Origin of the sequence: Streptomyces fulvoviolaceus, assembly GCF_000718165.1 — a bacterium.
Taxonomy (GTDB): Bacteria; Actinomycetota; Actinomycetes; order Streptomycetales; family Streptomycetaceae; genus Streptomyces; species Streptomyces fulvoviolaceus.
Map to the genome: position 1 here is coordinate 55,920 of NZ_JOEY01000045.1, position 17,589 is coordinate 73,508.

Consider the following 17,589-nt stretch of genomic DNA (forward strand, 5'->3'; position numbering starts at 1 on the left):
GAGGCTGCTGTCGATGGCGCTTCGGCTCAGGCTCCGAACCGGCTGCCGGGGTGCACTACTTCGGGATCGACGGCTTCGGTGCCGGGTTGGTCTTGTAGGGGTTCGCGCAGTTGTAGATCATGTAGCCGCGGATCTTCTTGCCGTCGGACTTCCGGGTGACGGTGCCGCGGGTATACCAGGTCTTCTCGGCCTTCTTGTAGGCCCACTGGTCGTAGACGACCTTGTCGTGCCGGTAGCCGATGCCCACGACCGTGGACGTCTTCGACGGGGCCTTGCGGATCTTGACCGCACTGCAGCTGATCGTGGTGGTGCCGGTGTCGTACGCCTGTGCCGTGCTGGCGGTGGCCAGGCCGCCGGCGGCGACGGCCAGGCCCAGAGAGGCTGCCGCGAGGGCGCGCTGGGCGCGGTGGCGGGTTATCAAGTAGGTGCTCCGTGATGTCAGGGGAATGAGGGTGGGCAGGACGGCGGGTCCTGCGGGGCCCGTCCGAGGTGAGTGCGGAAGAGGCCCAGGGGGGTCTCCCGGTCAGGGGGTGTGCCGGGGCTGCCGCGCCCCGACCGGGGGTCAGATGACGCGGCGGGCGGCGAGGATGTCCCAGTCCGCGAGCGGCGTGATCCGCACAGGCTTTCCGGTACGGGGGGCCTCGATCGCGAGTCCCGAGCCGATGTACATGCCGACGTGTTCGGGGCGGGCGGCGCTGCCGCGGGAGAAGATCAGGTCACCGGGCTTGAGTGCCTTGGGGGACACAGCCTTGCCCTCGTCGACCTGCGTATACGTGGTGCGGGTGAGCTGGATGCCAGCGTGCTTGTACGCCTGCTGGGTCAGCGAGCTGCAGTCGCAGCGGCCCATCGGGTCGGGGCCGTGCGGCGCAGTGCAGGTGCCGCCCCACTGGTACATCGTGCCGAGCTGCGCCATCGCCCAGGCGATCGCCTTGCGCGCCTTCGGATCGGCGTCCTTCGGGATCGAGTAGCCCTTCGGTACCGACCCTTGCGGGATGGTGCCGTACCCGGAGCCGTCCTCGGCCGCCGCACAGGGCGCGGTACTGGAGGCGGTGTTCGTCTCGCTGGTGTCCTGGTCGGCGTCGGGGAACGTCGCGGCGATCGCCTTCTGCAGCGCGGTCGCCAGCTCCTCCCAGTCAGCGTAGGCGTTGGGGTAGCCGGAGCGCTGGACCTTCTGCGCGGCCTGGGCGACGGTCAGCTGCTGCCAACCGTCCACCGCGAGCAGGTGCTTGTAGAACTGCTCGCTCGCGTAGATGGGGTCGTGGATCTCCGTAGCGGTGCCCCAGCCCTGGCTCGGCCGTTGCTGGAACAGACCCAGCGAGTCGCGGCCGCCAGAGTTCAGGTTGCGCAGCCGTGATTCCTGCATCGCGGTGGCGAGCGCGATGATCTGGCCCTTTTTAGGCACGTGGAGGCCGATCCCGGTGGCCACGATCGTGCGGGCGTGGGGGATCTGTTCCTCGGGCAGGGACAGGCCCTCGACGTGCACGTCCTTGGCGGTCGCACCGTTGAGGATCTTGGTGACCTGCTCGACGACCGTGTCGGTGTCGACGTCGCCCACGCAGCTGAAGGACGAGTAGGTGGTCTGGGCGGCCTCGCTGCTGGTGGCCATCAGCATGGCCGTGCCGGAGAGGAGGAGAGGAGAGAGGACGAAGACGCCGATGCCGGCGGCCACGCCCTTCAATCGGGGACGCCTCCCGGGCGGCCGTCACGGGCCGGAGACCGGTGCGCGGGCGGGGGAGGGTAGAGCGATGTCACAACGAGGTCCTTGGTGAAGTCCCGGCTGCGCGTGCGTCGTTGAGGAAAGGGCGCGACGGCCGGGTGGTGGGTAAATCGGAGCCTAGGTGCACGTGCGCGAGTTGCCGCTCGCACCGGCACGGGGCGTCGGGTCAGGTGTGCCAGGACATGGGGATACCTCCACGAACGCAGGGCGGGGATGCGCCATCGGCGTGGTCCGCCGGGCAGTTCCAAAACACTAAGGGCGGATCCCCGGTTGCCGAAATCGTGTCCGATCAAGGCTCTATTTCGGGGTGTTCGGCGGCGATAGCGCTCAACCGGGGATCGTGCCCTACAGTTTTGTCTCCTCCCCTCGCCCCCGCCGCGGCGCGGCCCGCAGTGCCTTCCTGCCCGCATGCGGTCCCGCGGGTTATCCAGGCGGGCCGGAGCGTCTCTCCCTCACCTCACCCGACCCGAATTGGGGTATCTCTTTGCCTTTTTCCCTGCACCAGGGCGACGCGCTCGGCGTCCTCGCCGAACTGCCGGACGACTGCGTCGACTCCGTCATCACCGACCCGCCGTACAACAGCGGCGGGCGAACGGCCAAGGAGCGCACCTCCCGCAGCGCGAAGCAGAAGTACACCTCCGCCGACGCAGGTCACGAACTGCCGGACTTCACCGGAGAGAACATGGATCAGCGGAGCTACGGCTTCTGGCTGACCCAGATCATGACCGAGGCACACCGGCTCACCAAGGTCGGCGGCACGGCGCTGCTGTTCACCGACTGGCGGCAGCTGCCGATCACCACGGATGCCATCCAGGCCGCCGGCTGGCTCTGGCGGGGCGTGCTCGCCTGGCACAAGCCGCAGGCCAGGCCCCAGAAGGGACGTTTCACCCAGAACTGCGAATTCGTCGTCTGGGCCAGCAACGGACCGATCGACGCCTCCAGGAACCCGGTCTACCTGCCCGGCCTGTACAGCGCCTCTCAGCCATCAGGCAAGAGTCGACAGCACATCACGCAGAAGCCCGTCTCCGTCATGCGTGAGCTGGTGCAGATCTCCCCGCCCGGCGGCACGGTGCTCGACTTCACCTGCGGCTCGGGCTCGACGGGAGTCGCAGCCCTGCTGGAGGGTCGTGATTTCATCGGCGTCGAGAAGACCAAGCACTACGCCGAGATAGCCGCCGACCGGCTCACCGAAACGCTGCAACAGACTTTGTCCCAGGACGACTTGACCCTCACGTCCTGAGCCCTGTCGTGCAGCGCGGGCACGGCCTGTGGTGCGTGGCCCGTCACCATGGCCGTGCCCGCGCGGGGCGTTATAGCAGCACAGTCCCGGTTACCGAAACCGGGGATTCTCCGGATGGTTTGAGCCGCAATTCACGCCCAACGGCCGCGGCTCAAGGAGGCCCTTTTCGTGCCTGAATCCATAGACCCCCCGGAGGACGGGGAGACGGAACCGGTCCGGCTGCCGGAGTCCGATCTGGAGAGCATTGAGGCGAGCGTCCGCAAACTGCTGGACCAATCTGCCGAGCAGGCCCGCCAGCTCGACAGCCTCGCCTCCGCACCGCCGCCCACGGACTCGCCGTTCGGCGCCTTCGGCCTTCCGGGGTTCGCGGGACTGCCGCCGCAGCCCGCCCCGCCGGAGCCCCGCCCGATCCTGGAGCTGGAGGGCGAGGAGTACGAAGACGAACTAGACGCGCTGTCGGACTGGGTGGATGACTTCCTCGTCCGGGTCTACGGGGCGGAGGTCACCACCGCCGCCCCGTGGTGCGAGCAGTGGCAGGAACACGCCGACGTCGTCGCCTGGCTCCACGCCCTGTGGCTGGCCTACCAGCAGCACAAGGATCCCGAGGCCGGTATGTCCGGCCTGTTCGTCTGGCACCGGGACTTCCTCACCCACGCCATGGCCACCGTCAGGGCGGCCGGCGGGCCGCTCTCCGCGTGCATGACCGATCCGGACCGACCCGCCCACCGCCTGCTGCCCGGACCGCCGCCCTCGAGCCGGACCACCGCCGAAACCGCAGAGTCCGAGGAGAACGGCGCACCCGGCCAGGGGGCCGGATGAGCGGCCACGACCGGCCCGCCTTCGGTCTCTCCTTCGACCCGCGCGCCCTGACCGACCTTCTCCAGGCCCCCAGCGACATCCGCGACCTGGCGCTCGCCCAGCTCCAGGACGTCGTCAACGCCCGCCTGTTCGGCGCCAAACTCACCCGCGATCTCGCCGGATGCCGCAAGGTCTACGTCGATCACCGCAATGCGTGGCGCATCGTTTACGCCCAGCGGCCGGCGCCTGCCAACTCCACGCACACCACCGAGATCCACGTCGTGGCCGTACGCCCGCGGGAAGCCCACGACGTGTACGACACCGCCCGCGCCCGCCTCGGCCTCACCCGACGGCCCCTGGGCGAGCGCACCCACGCGGCCCGCACCCGCTCACCGCAGCTGGGAGCGCGCCAGCCCATCCCCAAGCCAGGACCACCGCCGTACGCGATGCCCGGCCTTCCCCGACCCGCACTGCCCCCGACCCTGAAGGGCCCCATTCGTTGACGCCGTTCCCCGCACTGATCGACCAGGTCGCCGCCGCCGTACTGGCGCCGACGGAGGTCACCGAGAACCCGCACCACCGCGCCATCGTCGATGTGTTCGTCGAGATCCAGGACCTCGACCGGCAGCTCGCCGCCCTGTCCGGCGCCGACCGTCCCGCCGGCGTCAGTGCCACCGAGCAGCTCGACACACTCACCGACCTGCTGATCGAACGCATGGCAGCCGGAGCCGAGTTGAGCGCGCTGCTGTCCACCTCCTGCTGCTGCGCGGCGGCGTACGAGCCCGAACCGCCCAGTGAGTACGAGCCGGTGGAGGACGAAGAGCCCGACTTCGATCCGGACCTCGATCCCGACTTCGAGGGCTTCGACGACTTCGAGGATCTGGAGGGTCCCGACGACCTCGACGGCTTCGATGACCTCCACGAGGCCACATGCGAGGAGTTCCTGACCTGCCCGAGCCGGCCGAGGACGATTGTCCACGCCTGCCTTGACATCTTCGACGTCATGGATGCAGCGGAGTATGTGAGCACCGCGGAGCTGGTCACGCGCCTGCGCGAGCTGCCCGGCGAGGCCGATGGACGCTGGCGCTACGCCGACCTCACCCCGGTCCGCCTCGCTCTGCTCCTGCGCCCCTACGGAGTCCAGTCCCGCAAGCCGCGCAACGTCGACGGCAGCCGCTACCGGGCCTACCGGCGCGGCGACCTGCAGGCCGCCCGCCCGGACTGCTCCTGCTGACCCACCCCGCCCTCGCGCGTACCCGCGAGGTGACGGCGGCGGACTGGGACCTGGTCGCCGCCTTCCACGCGCAGTGTTCCGAACAGAACCTGTTGCGCCGCTGGGGCCGAACCCGCCTCACGCCCCGCGACTTGACACGGCTGCTCGCCCAGGCGCAGTGCTGGATCGGACTCGACGCGGACGAGCGGCCACTGGCCCTCGTCTGCCTCGGGCCCGTCAGCCGGGAGCCGGGCATCGTCGACCTCGGACTGCAAGTCGCCGACGACCACCACCGCCGCGGCATCGGAACGGCCCTGGCCGGGCAGGCAGCCCGGATGGCCCGCACGCGCGGGGCACACACCCTCACCGCGTTCACGCAGGCGTCCAACGCGCCGATGCTCCGGCTCCTGGAGCGTCTGGGGCCCACCCGGCGCACCCGCGACGGCCCCTACGTCGAGGTCCGCATCGCCCTGGACGCGTGCGCCTCGGACACAATCCCGCACACAAGAACCGCTCCGACATGAGCTCACCCCCCGCACCCTCGCCCGACCGCCACCCGCGCACCGTGCTCGACCACAGGATCGAGACGGCCGCAGGGTGCAGCATCGAGACGCTGTGGCGGCACCGCGAGGCCGGTCTCCTCGACGCACCGCACTCGGCCCTGGCGGACGCCCACCGCGACCTCGTCCGGGCCGAGCGGGACGTCACCTTCCACCGCGCCCGTCTCGCCCGCCTGGTGTCCGGAGAGCTCCCCGTCGATCAGGCGCTGTTGGCCCGGATCGAGCGCACGGTCGACCAGCTGGCGCACGCCATCGACGAGCGCGACACCGAGCAGGCCAAGGCCGCCGCCGCGCTGGAGCCGATCGAAGCCGCCGCCCCGCTGCAGGCGCCACAGCAGATGCCGACGAAAGACTTCGCGGCCCTGCTCACCATCGCCCAGGGCGCCAAGCTCCACGAGAACCTCCTCACCCACCGGCTCGCCGTGGTCACCCCCTCCCGCACCCGCATCTCCTACGCCCAGCTGCAGCGCCTGCAGGCGAGCGGCCTCGTCGACCGCGACACCTCCCACCCAGTGCACGCCGGCCAGCCCGTCACCCTCACCGACGCCGGCCGGGCCGCCCTTGCCGCCCCGCGCCCCGCAGGCCCGCCCGGCACCACGCCGTCGCCCCGGCCAGCGTCATCACGCGCTCCCGCACACCTGCGTCGCTGAACAGATCAACACGCCCTGCCCACGACGCCCATGGCGTCGTCGCACCGAAAGCACCGATGCCCACCTACGAACCGGATTTCCGCCTCGACGGATATGAGGCCGTCAACGACCACGTCGCCGACCAGTTCTGGCAGCACATCACCATCGAGCAGGACATGCTCACCCTGCTGGCCGAGCACCACACCGAGGACGGCGAGCACAGCTTCCACGTGATGCACAACCGCGCCGTCACCTGGGGCATCCCCGGGGAACCACAGATCGTCGCCCTGCACCTCAAACGCGACTCGGCGGCGCGCACCTTCCGCTTCACACACAAGGAACTGCCGCTGCCGTCCATGGCCCAGTCCTGGCTGATCGCCCGCGGCTGCCCCGAGGAGAAGATCCTCCTGCCCGACGGCATGGGCACCACTCCCGCCAACCAGGCCACCCGCGCCCTGGAGAAGCGACTGCGCAGCGACGGCGACCATTTCGCCCTGCTGACCAGCTACACGCACGACGCCGAGCCGATCGAGACCACCGTGCTGCTGCGCGCCATCGACGAGAAGGCGCCACTGCCGTTCCGGGTCCTGCTCGAAGAGGTCGACACCGACGCGTGGACGCACACCCTGCGCGAGGGCGCCTTCGCCACCTTCGAGGCAGCCACCCAGTGGTGGGAAGCGCACTGGAACGGCGAGACGATCCCGCTGCCGGCCACGTCACCGCCAGCCCGCCACACCACCGCTCCGGGCGTCCCCGCTCTGCCCGCGCACCCCGCTCCACCGCGCGGTCCGAGCCGCTGAATTCGCTGCTACCCACCGGCTTTCCCTTTCCCCGCCCACTGAAATGCCGGCTGCCCTGAGCTAGGCGGCGCGGAACATAGCACGCAATCCCCGGTTACCGAAACCGGGGATTCTCCGGACTCTTGTTCTCAGCCCGCACGGCGCCAGCCCGGGTCCGTTTCCGCATTCCCTTCCCTATTTTCGTGGAGGTCAATTCCCCATGCGCACCAGCCGCATAGCCGTCTCCGCCGCCGTTCTCGGCGCGCTCGCTCTCCCGCTCGTCTCCATCCCCACCGCCAGTGCCGCAACCAACGTCAGCAGCTGCTCGGCAAAGCCGCTCCCGTACAAGGTGCACACGAAGGCTGTAACGATCCGCTCCAAGGCGTCCTCCAAGTCCACGGCGCTCGGCGTGCTCTACCGCAGCCACAAGTTCACCGTCCACAAGAGCAGCGGGAACTGGCGCTACATCACGGACAAGACCACCGGCGTAAAGGGGTGGGTGTCCGGAACGTACGTCTACCGCGACACCGCCATGTGCCTGGACTAGCAGACCGGCCCGCAATTCCCCTCTTCGGCATCCGGGTTCGCGGACTGCTCCCGCACGGACCGGATTTGCAGTGCATTTTCCCGCCCCCGAACAGCGAATGAAAGGAGCCTCTCCGTGCCCGAGTTCAGCGAGGACGTGATGGGCGTCGTCACTGAGCGGATCGAGGACCGCTTCCAGATGCCTCTCGCCGATCTGCGCCGGGCGGTTCAGGCGGCACCACAGGCCAACCCCGATGCCACCAGTGTCGTGCACTGGTACGGCCTGCTCGCCGAAACCCAGGACGCACTCGACACCGCGGAGGACGCGCTCGTCGAGGCGCTCGGCACGCACCCGGGCGAACTCGACGACGCTGTCATGGAGTTGGCGCACCAGGTCAACGCCGCTGTCACTGCACGTGACGGTCGCGTGATGGTCGTGAACTACCTCCTCGACCCCCTCGCCCCTGGCAAGCGCGGGCCTGGCGCCTGGCGTGGTGCCGGCCCCGCCGCGCGCCGCGCTCCGGCGCTGCCCACCTCGGCGCCCGCGCTGCCCGGCGAGCGGGGTATCCCGACGCGCGGGGTGACGCGATGAGCGTCATCGACAAGTCCACCAGCCGCGACCAAGCGCTGGAGGAGGCGTTCGGTGCCTCCGTCGCCGAACTGTATGCGCAGGCAGCTCATCTTGAGGTCTGCGCCGCACTCCACCGTGCGCTGGAACTGCGCAGCTTTCTCGCGGTCGCCGAGGAACAGGTCGTCCGCGTACGTGATCGCGTCCACGCCTCGATGTCCTGCGACCGCGACCTGGGCGACCTGTCCGCCGAGGACCTGCGCTGGGATGCCCAGTGGCTGGAGGCTGCGCTGGCCGGCCGGGACGGCTACGTCGCCGCCCTCGACGACCTCCTGCGGACCATGCCCGCTCCCGAACAACGCCCCGCGCAGCCGGTGCAGTTCGCCCAACCGAAGATCACCGCCACTGCTCCGCCCGCCCCGGCAACCGGCCGTGCCGGGGCGGTGCGGACCCACCGTCCCTGAAAGCCCGCCGATTGCCCGAGCCCGACGCCACCGCCCACGCCATCTCCGAGATCATCGCCCAGCGCATCGAGGCGCTGTTCGGACAGCCCCTCGCCGAACTCGATGCCCTCGCCGGCAACACCTCCGACGCCACCCTGCTCGCTGCGCTCACCGGCAGTCACAGCGATCTGGTGCTCGCTGAGCGCAACATCGCCTTCCAGCTGGAGAGGCTGCGCGAACTCATCGCCCCTGAGCGGGAGATCGGCCGCTTTGCCGCCGGTCACATCGTCGACTGCGCCCGCCGCATCGCCGAGTCCGTCGCCGCCCGCGACGCCTACGCCAAGAACACCGGCGCGGTCCTGGCAGGACTGCGCCGTGCACCGGCCCCCGACACCCCGCCGGCTGTGCCCGTACCCGCCGCCCCGGCGACCGCCGCCTCCCGCACCCGCTGATCTGCCCGCACTGCTTGAGGAGCCCCATCCTTGGCCACCACCGCTCAGCCCCCTACCACCCCGAACGACTACTCCAGCGTCACCAAGACGCTGGATCTGCTCGCCCCGCGCTGGAGCGTGTGGGTGCTGATGACCCTCTCCTCCCAGCCGCTGCGCTACGCCGAGATCAAACCCCGACTGCCGTGGCTCGCCGACGGCCAGCTCCACCCCCGGCTGCGCCACCTCACCAACGCCGGCGTGGTCGAACGCACGGAGTACGCCCCGCGCCACGTCACTTACGGCCTCACTGGCCGCGGTGCCGAGCTGTTGCCCGTCCTGGCCGTGATCGCCTCTTGGGGCGACACCCACCTGGAGAAGCAGCTCGTCACCAGCAAGGCCACCGGTGAGCTGGAGCCCGAGCGGATCCCCCAGGCCCAGAACATCGACGACACGATCACTCTGATCGCCCCGCGGCATGCCACCCCGATCCTTGTGACCCTGCAGGCCCGGGGCCAGGCGAGCGCGAAAGCCCTGGCCACCGAGGCTATGCCTGGATACGGGCTGACTGCTGTCTACAAGCCCCTGGACCGACTGGTGGCCGACGGCCTCGTTACGGTCACAGGCAGCGGCGACTTCCAGCTGTCCGCCAGCGGCCAGGCACTCGCCCCCGTCTTCCAAGCCATCGCTACGTGGGCTGTCCTCCCGTCCGCCGGGGCCGACCCGCTTCGCCGACCGGGGACCGCCCCGTCCCAGACCCGCTCTGGCACGTGGGCGACCACCCCGACGCGCCTTCCGGCACCCGCCATTCCGGCCGCATCGTCTGCCGGCCCTGCCCTGGCCGCCACCACCCCGCCGCCGGACGGGCCGGCGTGGAAGTCCAGCGACCTCTTCTCCCACCAGATACCCGCCCGCCCCATCACCCCGGCAGGAGGCCCGCGCCGATGACAGCCGCCCTGCCCATCAGCGTCCTGCGCGAACGCCGCGCGATCCGGACCCTGTCCCTGCCTGGCCTGATACGCCTGATTACCGAGATCGACGACAACGGCCCTATCAGTCGCCAACGCGGCAGCCTGCAGGGCGCCCTCGGCGACCTCACCACCGGACAACTGCGCCACGCCATCGACACTGCACGCGACCTCGGCCTCATCCACGCCCGCGGACACGCCTTGGCCCGCTACCAGCTCACTGCGAGCGGCAAGGACCTGGCCGAGGTGTACGACACCGCAGCACGCTGGGCCCGAACCAACCAACTCCCCAGCCGCACCAGTGACTTCGTCGCGCGCGTCCAGCACGCCTTCCAGATGCAGGACGACGGCCCGGGGCACTCCCGCGCAGCGACCGAACCGTCGGCTCCGCGAGCGGCGCTGTCCGAGTGGCTTACGGTGTACCCCCGCGTCTTGCACCAGGACATCGCCCGCTCCTCCTGTGCGGCGGAGGAATCGTGGCGCGCTGCGTGAGATCCCGTGTCGGACCCTGGCATGCCCGTCGCCCGGTCCCCACTCTGCTGCGCGGCATCTACCTGCCGCGCAGCACGGACGCTGCCGCGTTCGCCATGGCCACCTACGGCATCCCGCTGCTGGTACTGGCCACCACCAACTCGGCCGCCCTGACCGGCCTCGCGTTCGCGCTGGAATGGGTGCCGAGGCTGGGTTCGTTCGCCTTCGCAGGAGTTCTGGTCGACCGCCACGGGACCACCGCCGTGCTCCGTTTCGCCTCTGCGGGCCGGGCCCTGGTTGTCCTGGCCACCGCGTTCATCTTGCCAACGCAGGCGGGCCTCAGCGCGACGGTCACCGTCATGCTGCTCGCCGCGTCCACCGGGATCCTCACCGAATGCTCCTACATCGCGGCCGAGACCGCGGGCGGAGTCGCCGGCCGCGAGGCCGGCGCCCGCGCCCACCGCGTTCAGTCGGTGCTGCTCGGCATCGACCAGTTCGCCACCCTGGTCGGCCCCGCACTCGCCGGGCTGCTCCTGCAGCGGGCCGGCGCCACCGGAATGCTGATCGTGATCGCCGCATTCTCGCTGCTCACCAGCGTCTTGGCCCCGCGCCAGCGCCACCGGAGCAAGCCCGCCGCGCCCCAGCCTGTCCATAAGGGGCTGCACACCGGCTGGTCGACCCTCCGCGCGCTACCGGCCCTCGGCTGGCTGGTGACCGGACTGACCGTCTCCAACCTGACCGTCGGCATGCTGCAGGCCGCCACCCCAGTGATCATCGTCAAACAGCTCGGACACTCCACGGCCGACGTCGGCCTCATCTGGTCGGCAGCCGCCGTCGCCTCGCTTCTCGCGGTCGCCCTGTGCCGCCGGGCGATCGACCGCTTCGGCCTGTGGCCCATCGGCGCCGTGTCCGCCACGATCGCCGCCTCGGCGTGCCTGGCCGTCTCCTTCGCCGACACCTACGGCACCTATCTCGCCCTGATCGCCGTCCTCATGGCCGGCGAGGGCGGCATGACCGTCGTGCTGCGCACCCTGCGCTCCCACCTCATCCCCGCACCGGTGTTCGGCGCCACCCTGTCGCTGACCACTCTGCTGCTCCTGCTGCCCTTCCCTCTCGCCGGTGTCCTCGTCGCCACCGTGCCGCCCGCCCAGCTCGGCCACGTGATCACCATCTCCGCCGCACTGCAGGCGCTGGGCCTTGTCGCCGCCTTCGCCCGGCTGCGCACCACCCCCGCACTGCGCACCTCCTGCGCCTGACCCACCCGGTCACCCTCCCGCTCACCACCGGAAAGTTGATCGGGGACCACCCCCAGTGGGCGTCTGCCTTCGAGCTGCGACGCCGCCGCACCCGCTGACCCAGGCGCCCTGCCTCAGCTCTCCGTTGCCTCGCACTGTTTGGAGCCTCGTTGCCCTCTCGCCCCGTCGTCCTGGTCGTTGCCGCCTCCGACATGGAGGCCCAGGCGTATCGCGGTATCTGCCTTCAGAACGTCGCTGCCCACTACGACGTCGTCCTGATCTCCGGCGCCGCGCCGACCTGGGAGAAGGAGTTCCTCCTCGACTACGAGGTCGCCGACCCCGCCGATCAGGCGGCGCTGACCGCGGCCGGGCACGCGCTCGCCGATCGGCACGCGCTGGCTGGCGTGATGACGTGGACCGAGTGGTATCTCATCCCCGTCGCCCGCCTGGCCCGCCGCCTCGGCCTGCCCACCACCGCTCCGGAGGCCCTCCAGGGCTGCCGCAACAAGCACACGAGCCGCAGCCTGTTCGCCCGCCACGGGGTGCCCTCCGCCGCCTCCGTCAGCGTGCGCAGCGAGCACGAGGCGGCAGCCGCCGTCCGGCGCATCGGCTTCCCCGTCGTCCTCAAACCCGCCGCGCACGCCGCGAGCATGGGCGTCATCCGCGTCGACACCGCCGACCAGCTGCCGGCCGCGTACGCCTTCGCCGCCAAGACCGCCAGCCACGGAGTGGAGAGCACCCAGGTCCTGGTCGAGGAATACCTCGACGGCCCGGAGGTGAGCGTCGAGTGCGTCACCCACCAGGGACAGACCACTGTCGTCGCTGTCACCCGCAAGACCGTCGGCATACCGCCCCACTTCGAGGAGCTGGCGCACATGGTCGACGCGAACGACCCGCTCATTGCCACCGTGGCGCCGGCCGCGGTCGCGGCCATCGACGCCCTCGGTGTCACCGACGGCGTCAGCCACGTCGAGATCCGTGTGGTCGACGGCCGCCCCCGCCTCATCGAGGTCAACGCCCGGATCGCCGGCGACATGATCAGCCACCTCGTCCACCTGGCCACCGGCGTCGACCTCGCCCGTGCCGCCGCAGACATCGCCTGCGGACATACTCCCGACCTGACGCCGACTCGCCACCAGGCCGCGGCGATCCGCTTCATCTACCCCGCCTACTCCGGCACCCTCACCGCCCGCTGTGTCACGGAACCCACCGAGGGAGTGGAGCGCGTGCGCTTCCAGCGACAGGCCGGCGACCAGCTCGTGCTGCCGCAGGACGGGGGCGACTTGTTCACCGCTCGCATCGGCTACCTGATCACCACCGGGCCGACCGCCACCATCGCCCAAGCCCGCGCCCAGGAGGCGTACCGCAACCTCGACGTCCAGGTGGCTGCGGTCGCGCAGGCGGCCCCGGCCACCCGGGAGCACGCCGCGTGAACCAGACCGCGGGGCCCGAGCTGGCGCGCAGCCGCCGTCTGCTGACCGGGTACTTTGCCGGCTTGGGTGTGGTGATGGCCGTCTGGGGCGCACGCATGCCCGCCGTTCAGAACACCGCCGAGGTGAGCACCGCCGGGCTCGCCCTGGTCCTGCTGGCCGCTGCCCTCGGCATGGTCGCTGGACTCCAGACCGGCGGACGCCTCGCCCACCCGGCCCGCTTGCCCGCACTGCTGACCGGCGGTGCCATCGCTCTCGCCGTCTGCCTTGCCGTCCTCGGGGTCTGCCGCAGCCTGGAGAGCCTCCTGGTGGCGGCGTTCGTCTTCGGCGCCGCGCACGGCGTCCTCGACGTCGCAGTCAATGCCGCTGCGGTCCGCTGCCAGGACGCTCACGGCCGCCCGATCATGGGCCGGTTGCACGCGAGTTTCAGCCTCGGCGGCCTCACAGGCGCCGCGCTGGCCTCAGCCACCGCCCACACCCCGCACACCGTCCTGTTCGCCGGCGTCGCAGCCATCGCCGCCACGGCGGCAGGTACAGCGACGCGCCTTACCCGCTGTCTTGCCAGCCCTGGACTCGAGCCCGTCCACAACCGTGTGGCACCGGGCTTGGACGAGCGCGGGGGTCTGTCACGGCCCCGGTTGTGGCTGCTGGGCGCACTGGCGGCCGGAACCCTGATGGGCGAGGGGGCCGCTGCCGACTGGGCTGCCGTCCACCTGCACGACCTCGGTGCGACCGCCGCGACCAGCGTCGTGGCGTACGGCGTCTACAGCGCGGTCATGGCCGCCGGTCGCCTCGCCGGAGACCGGCTCACCGCCCGCTTCGGCGCTCCCGCTGTTGTCCGGGCCGGCGCCGCCCTGGCCGCGCTCGGCCTCGCAATCGGGCTTGCTGGCTCCACCATCGCCTTTGCTCTCCTGGGGTGGGCGGCCTTCGGCCTGGGGTTGTCCGTCACCATCCCCAGCCTGATCACCGCCGCAGGCATCGGCGGCCCCCGCGCGGTCGCCACCGTCGCGGTCACCGGCTACGTCGGCCTGCTCGCCGGACCCGCCCTCATCGGCGCCCTCGCCACCGTCACCGCCCTGCCGCACGCGCTGCTGCTGCCCGCCCTCCTCGCCGCCGCCGTCGCCGCCCTCGCTCCCAAAGCCCTGGAGAAACCCACCCCTTGACCCACACCTCCGTCTCCCCGAACGGCGTGGACGCCCTACTCCTCGACTACAACGGAGTCCTCGGACTCCAGCCCAGCCCCGGCATGTGGACCCGCCTCGCCGACCTCGCCGAGTGGCCCGACCAACACCTTCCCTCCTTCCAAGAAGCCTTCTGGGCCCCCGGAACGCGTACGACGCAGGCGAACTGAGCGATCTCGCCTACTGGGCGAAGGTGCTCGGGCACCATCCCGGCCCGCGGTGGCTGCGCACGCTGCGGGCCGCCGATACCGCCATGTGGACCCGCACCGACCCGCACGTCCTCGACATTCTGTACCGCGCCCGGGCCGCGGGGCTGACGATGGTGCTGCTCTCCAACGCCCCCGCCCACCTCAGCAACGTCCTGGATGCCGCCGACTGGCGGCGCGAGCTGATGGTCGAAACGTTGTACTCCGCCCGCCTGGGCCTGTGCAAACCCGATCCGGCCGCGTACGAACACGCCCTGGCCGCCACCGGCGTCGCCGACCCGGCACGCGTGCTGTTCGTCGACGACCGCGAGGACAACTGCCGGACCGCCGCCGAGCTGGGCCTGCGCACCCTGCACTACACCGGCCAACCCACAGGCCTGGAACAGCAGTTGCTGCTTGCCCTCGCGGACAGCACCGGTTCCTGACCGCGCACATGCCGCTCACTTCAACCCCGACCCCCTGGACTTTCGTGCCCGACACCGAAGAGATCGACGGCGACGTCTACGTCTCCCCCCGCTACCTGGCCGGCAGCACCGCCGTCGGAGACCCTGCGCTGGAGCCACTCCTCGCGCTCGACTTCGACCTGCGTCACGATGATCTCGGCAACGCCTACGTCACCGCGCCCGACCACCGCGTCCGACTCGGCTTCCTGCCCGAGGGAGATGACGACGGACTGTGGCGGATCAATGCCTACCGTGACCGCTTCGGGCCGCCCGCATGGGGCGCCTCCTTCAACGACGCTGCGCCCTTCGAGTTCGTCACCGCCTTCACCACCGCCCTCGCTGAGGCGTACACCGCCGGCCCCGACATCTACCTCGCCGAGCCCGACCTGAAGGACCCCGAGCTCGGCGCCTTCGACGCCTTCGTCCCGCTGATCAAGAACGGCTGGCAGTTCCAGCACCCGCGCTGGGGCGTAATGGAACTGCAGTCCCTGGACGCGATGGCCACCTGTGAGTACACCACCGGCCGCCTCGACCCGGAGAAGGAACTCACCACCCTGGAGGCCCGCTGGCATCTGTGGGGCGGACCGAAGAACGGGTATGCCCGCTGGTACGCCACCGCCACCACCAATACCCCCACCGCTCTGGTGAAGGCCATCACCCAGAGTGTGTCCGACCCTGGGCCCCTGCCACGTTGGAGGGACTCGATGCTCCCTGGGCTGCGCGAGGCCGCACAGCTCACTCCCGTCACACCGCCCGCGCCCCCGGTTCCGACCCCGCTCGACGTCCAGCGCGCCCTCACCCGCCGACCGCCAGCACTCGGCACCCGCAGCGTCCCACGCTGGAGCACGGCCACCCTCCCTCAGGCGCCCGCCGCCCCACGCACGGCAGCGCGCCGCTGATCCGCCGCCGCCCACGACCAGCAACTCCCGCCCGTCGAAGGGACCTTGTGCCACTCAGCCCTCTGGACGATCTCGACGACCACGACGTGGTCGAGGTCCTGCCCCGCCACCTCGCCGGCCCCGGCATCCACGACCTCGTCGACGTATGGCCCTTCCCTTTCGATCAGGGCTGGACCCTCCACCACTCCGGAGACGGCCCGGCCATCGTGATCAGTCCCGGCATGCAGCTGCTCGCCGGGCACGTACCGTCCGAGGATCACATTCGCGGTGGTGAGTGGCTGGTCGCCGCACACAAGGACCCCTTCCGGCCGGCCACCTGGATGGCCACGCTGGATGCCAGTACCCCCGTCGAACTCGTTCGCGACCTGTATGCCGAAGTGCTCGCGCTGTGCGAGGCGGACAGGCGGGGCGAACGCAACCTGCTGCGCCCAGACGACGTCCGCCCCCAAGACGTATGCCTGCCGCTGCTCACCGCCGGCTGGCACCACACGGTCAAGACGGACGGGTCCAGTATTTCCGCAGCCCGGATGGTTACGGCGAGCTGCAACACGCCTACGTGCGCAAGAACGTGGCCGCATCCGTCTGGTCCGCGTGGGGCGGGCCACCGGACTACCCGCTGCGGAAGGCCACGTTCTCCTCTGCCGTGCCCGCCTCCCTGGTCGCGGCGTTCGCCTCCTCCCTGGCCTCACCCGTGCCGCTCGCCCGCGCCGTGTGGAACATTCCGGCCGACACCCGCCTCCATCTCACCCCCCAGCCGCTCTGACCGATGCCGCCGCGCGCCAGGGCGCCCCGGCACAGAGCCGAGCGTCGGCACCCTCGTCGCCGACTCTGCCGTCCGCGCACGCCGGCGTCAGCGCCCCGGGCACCGGGCCCGCGCCGACCGTCCGTCCCGCCCCGTCGGCCGGCCGACCCATGTAACCGCCCCGCAGAACCGTCCGCTGCCGAGGAGCACCACCACCGTTGTCCCTGCACGCCCAGCATTTCTTCACCGACCTGCTCGACCTGCCCGTCCACGAACGACGAGTGATCGGCGACACCTGCTACGCCGTCGTCTTGCCCGACTCCCCGCTGCGGCTGCGCATCGAGTTCGCCCAGACCATCCGAGAACGTGAGTACGGCGGATTGCGCCTGAGCATCCTCCACCCGGACCGCGGCGCCCTCGACCACGCGTACCTGTCCTTCGCCGACCACGGCACGTTCGCCGTCCGGGACGCCCGCCTCGGCAAACAGCCCGGACATGACGGCTACGGCGTCGTACGGGACTGGCACCACGATGACACCTCACCCTGGATCGGCGCCGCCGTCATACCCCTGAGCCATGCCATCCAGGACTACCTGAAGGTCTGGACGCCCGAACCGTCCCCGCCCAGCAGCGCCGACAGCGCACGGCGGCGACCGGCTCAGCTCGATACGGATCCTGAGCCGTCCCGGGGGTGCTGGCTCACAGATGCCGACTTCCTCACCCGCCTCCACCAGGCCACGCCCCTCTGGCTGGACGTCGTCGACAGCGTCCTCGACGACGGACTTCCCCTCACTCAAGCACTGACCGGCAGCCGCAAGCACGCTGCCCAACTGCTCGACATTCCACCGGCGTTCGGCCTCCTGATCGAAGCCGAGGCTGCTGCCCGGATCGTGCATGCCGCCGGCCTGCCGGCGGGCACACTGCGCGGTGCCTCCGTCGCGCAGGGCCTATCGCACATCGCGACGTTGCCCATCGAGGACCAACACCACCTTGTCCGGGTCGCCGCCCGCGGAAGCACGATCGACGCCCCCGCGCACCTTCCAGGGCAAACCCGTCCGGCCCCGCCGCCCCAGCCGTCGACGACCCGTACCCGCTGACCGGCATTATCCCGCTT

Annotated in this window: 21 protein-coding genes and 2 pseudogenes; 21 read left to right on the forward strand and 2 right to left on the reverse strand. The window is 70.8% G+C overall.

Annotation, left to right across the window (positions count from 1 at the left end):
• Positions 1–55: 55 nt before the first annotated feature.
• On the reverse strand, positions 56–421 hold the full coding sequence (locus tag IG08_RS0138900) for a hypothetical protein (RefSeq protein ID WP_030614306.1): 366 nt from the start codon (positions 419–421) through the stop codon (positions 56–58).
• A gap of 141 nt (positions 422–562) precedes the next feature.
• Entirely contained in the window at positions 563–1,678 is a 1,116-nt protein-coding gene (locus IG08_RS0138905; protein ID WP_030614309.1) for a C40 family peptidase, read from the reverse strand.
• A 523-nt stretch (positions 1,679–2,201) separates the two neighbouring features.
• Here IG08_RS0138905 and IG08_RS0138910 point away from each other — a divergent pair.
• The 21 genes and pseudogenes from IG08_RS0138910 to IG08_RS59415 all read left to right on the forward strand — a co-directional run bounded on the left by IG08_RS0138910 (position 2,202) and on the right by IG08_RS59415 (position 17,572).
• Entirely contained in the window at positions 2,202–2,957 is a 756-nt protein-coding gene (locus IG08_RS0138910; RefSeq protein ID WP_030614312.1) for a DNA-methyltransferase, read from the forward strand.
• Positions 2,958–3,125: 168 nt separating this feature from the next.
• Positions 3,126–3,776: a DUF4913 domain-containing protein gene (locus IG08_RS0138915; protein ID WP_030614314.1), complete on the forward strand. Its 651-nt coding sequence runs from the start codon at positions 3,126–3,128 to the stop codon at positions 3,774–3,776.
• The gene (locus IG08_RS0138920; RefSeq protein ID WP_030614317.1) at positions 3,773–4,258 is read left to right on the forward strand and encodes a hypothetical protein; all 486 of its coding nucleotides are present in this window, start codon (positions 3,773–3,775) and stop codon (positions 4,256–4,258) included. The genes IG08_RS0138915 and IG08_RS0138920 overlap by 4 nt, the downstream gene beginning before the upstream one ends.
• Positions 4,255–4,989, forward strand: coding sequence for a DUF3631 domain-containing protein (locus IG08_RS0138925; RefSeq protein WP_030614319.1), 735 nt, complete (start codon positions 4,255–4,257; stop codon positions 4,987–4,989). The genes IG08_RS0138920 and IG08_RS0138925 overlap by 4 nt, the downstream gene beginning before the upstream one ends.
• Positions 4,990–5,018: 29 nt before the next feature.
• Entirely contained in the window at positions 5,019–5,492 is a 474-nt protein-coding gene (locus IG08_RS0138930) for a GNAT family N-acetyltransferase (protein ID WP_030614322.1), read from the forward strand.
• The gene (locus tag IG08_RS0138935; RefSeq protein ID WP_043456298.1) at positions 5,489–6,178 is read left to right on the forward strand and encodes a hypothetical protein; all 690 of its coding nucleotides are present in this window, start codon (positions 5,489–5,491) and stop codon (positions 6,176–6,178) included. Before IG08_RS0138930 ends, IG08_RS0138935 begins: the two co-directional genes overlap by 4 nt.
• A 56-nt stretch (positions 6,179–6,234) precedes the next feature.
• Positions 6,235–6,957 (forward strand): hypothetical protein, encoded by a 723-nt coding sequence (locus IG08_RS0138940; RefSeq protein WP_030614328.1) that lies wholly within the window; start codon positions 6,235–6,237, stop codon positions 6,955–6,957.
• Between the two features lie 199 nt (positions 6,958–7,156).
• Positions 7,157–7,483, forward strand: a complete 327-nt coding sequence (locus IG08_RS0138945; protein WP_030614331.1) for an SH3 domain-containing protein — start codon at positions 7,157–7,159, stop codon at positions 7,481–7,483.
• Between the two features lie 114 nt (positions 7,484–7,597).
• Positions 7,598–8,053, forward strand: coding sequence for a hypothetical protein (locus IG08_RS0138950; RefSeq protein ID WP_030614334.1), 456 nt, complete (start codon positions 7,598–7,600; stop codon positions 8,051–8,053).
• Entirely contained in the window at positions 8,050–8,493 is a 444-nt protein-coding gene (locus tag IG08_RS0138955) for a hypothetical protein (protein ID WP_030614337.1), read from the forward strand. The genes IG08_RS0138950 and IG08_RS0138955 overlap by 4 nt, the downstream gene beginning before the upstream one ends.
• Positions 8,494–8,504: 11 nt before the next feature.
• Entirely contained in the window at positions 8,505–8,924 is a 420-nt protein-coding gene (locus tag IG08_RS0138960; RefSeq protein ID WP_030614340.1) for a hypothetical protein, read from the forward strand.
• Between the two features lie 30 nt (positions 8,925–8,954).
• The gene (locus tag IG08_RS0138965) at positions 8,955–9,848 is read left to right on the forward strand and encodes a winged helix-turn-helix transcriptional regulator (protein WP_030614343.1); all 894 of its coding nucleotides are present in this window, start codon (positions 8,955–8,957) and stop codon (positions 9,846–9,848) included.
• Complete coding sequence (locus tag IG08_RS0138970) at positions 9,845–10,360, forward strand: hypothetical protein (protein WP_030614346.1); 516 nt, start codon at positions 9,845–9,847, stop codon at positions 10,358–10,360. The genes IG08_RS0138965 and IG08_RS0138970 overlap by 4 nt, the downstream gene beginning before the upstream one ends.
• Positions 10,357–11,595, forward strand: coding sequence for an MFS transporter (locus tag IG08_RS0138975; RefSeq protein WP_030614349.1), 1,239 nt, complete (start codon positions 10,357–10,359; stop codon positions 11,593–11,595). The genes IG08_RS0138970 and IG08_RS0138975 overlap by 4 nt, the downstream gene beginning before the upstream one ends.
• Positions 11,596–11,786: 191 nt before the next feature.
• Positions 11,787–13,007, forward strand: coding sequence for an ATP-grasp domain-containing protein (locus IG08_RS0138980; RefSeq protein WP_030614351.1), 1,221 nt, complete (start codon positions 11,787–11,789; stop codon positions 13,005–13,007).
• Positions 13,004–14,167, forward strand: a complete 1,164-nt coding sequence (locus IG08_RS0138985) for an MFS transporter (protein WP_030614355.1) — start codon at positions 13,004–13,006, stop codon at positions 14,165–14,167. Before IG08_RS0138980 ends, IG08_RS0138985 begins: the two co-directional genes overlap by 4 nt.
• Positions 14,164–14,816: pseudogene (locus IG08_RS54835) on the forward strand (HAD family hydrolase). Before IG08_RS0138985 ends, IG08_RS54835 begins: the two are co-directional and overlap by 4 nt.
• A gap of 44 nt (positions 14,817–14,860) precedes the next feature.
• Positions 14,861–15,733: an SPDY domain-containing protein gene (locus IG08_RS0138995; protein ID WP_030614357.1), complete on the forward strand. Its 873-nt coding sequence runs from the start codon at positions 14,861–14,863 to the stop codon at positions 15,731–15,733.
• Between the two features lie 221 nt (positions 15,734–15,954).
• A pseudogene (locus tag IG08_RS63150) lies at positions 15,955–16,053 on the forward strand (hypothetical protein); the annotation flags it as partial.
• A 134-nt stretch (positions 16,054–16,187) separates the two neighbouring features.
• A complete protein-coding gene (locus IG08_RS56080; protein ID WP_078655904.1) occupies positions 16,188–16,496 on the forward strand; it encodes an SPDY domain-containing protein in 309 nt (102 codons plus the stop codon).
• A 197-nt stretch (positions 16,497–16,693) separates the two neighbouring features.
• A complete protein-coding gene (locus IG08_RS59415; RefSeq protein ID WP_063757816.1) occupies positions 16,694–17,572 on the forward strand; it encodes a hypothetical protein in 879 nt (292 codons plus the stop codon).
• Positions 17,573–17,589: the final 17 nt, after the last annotated feature.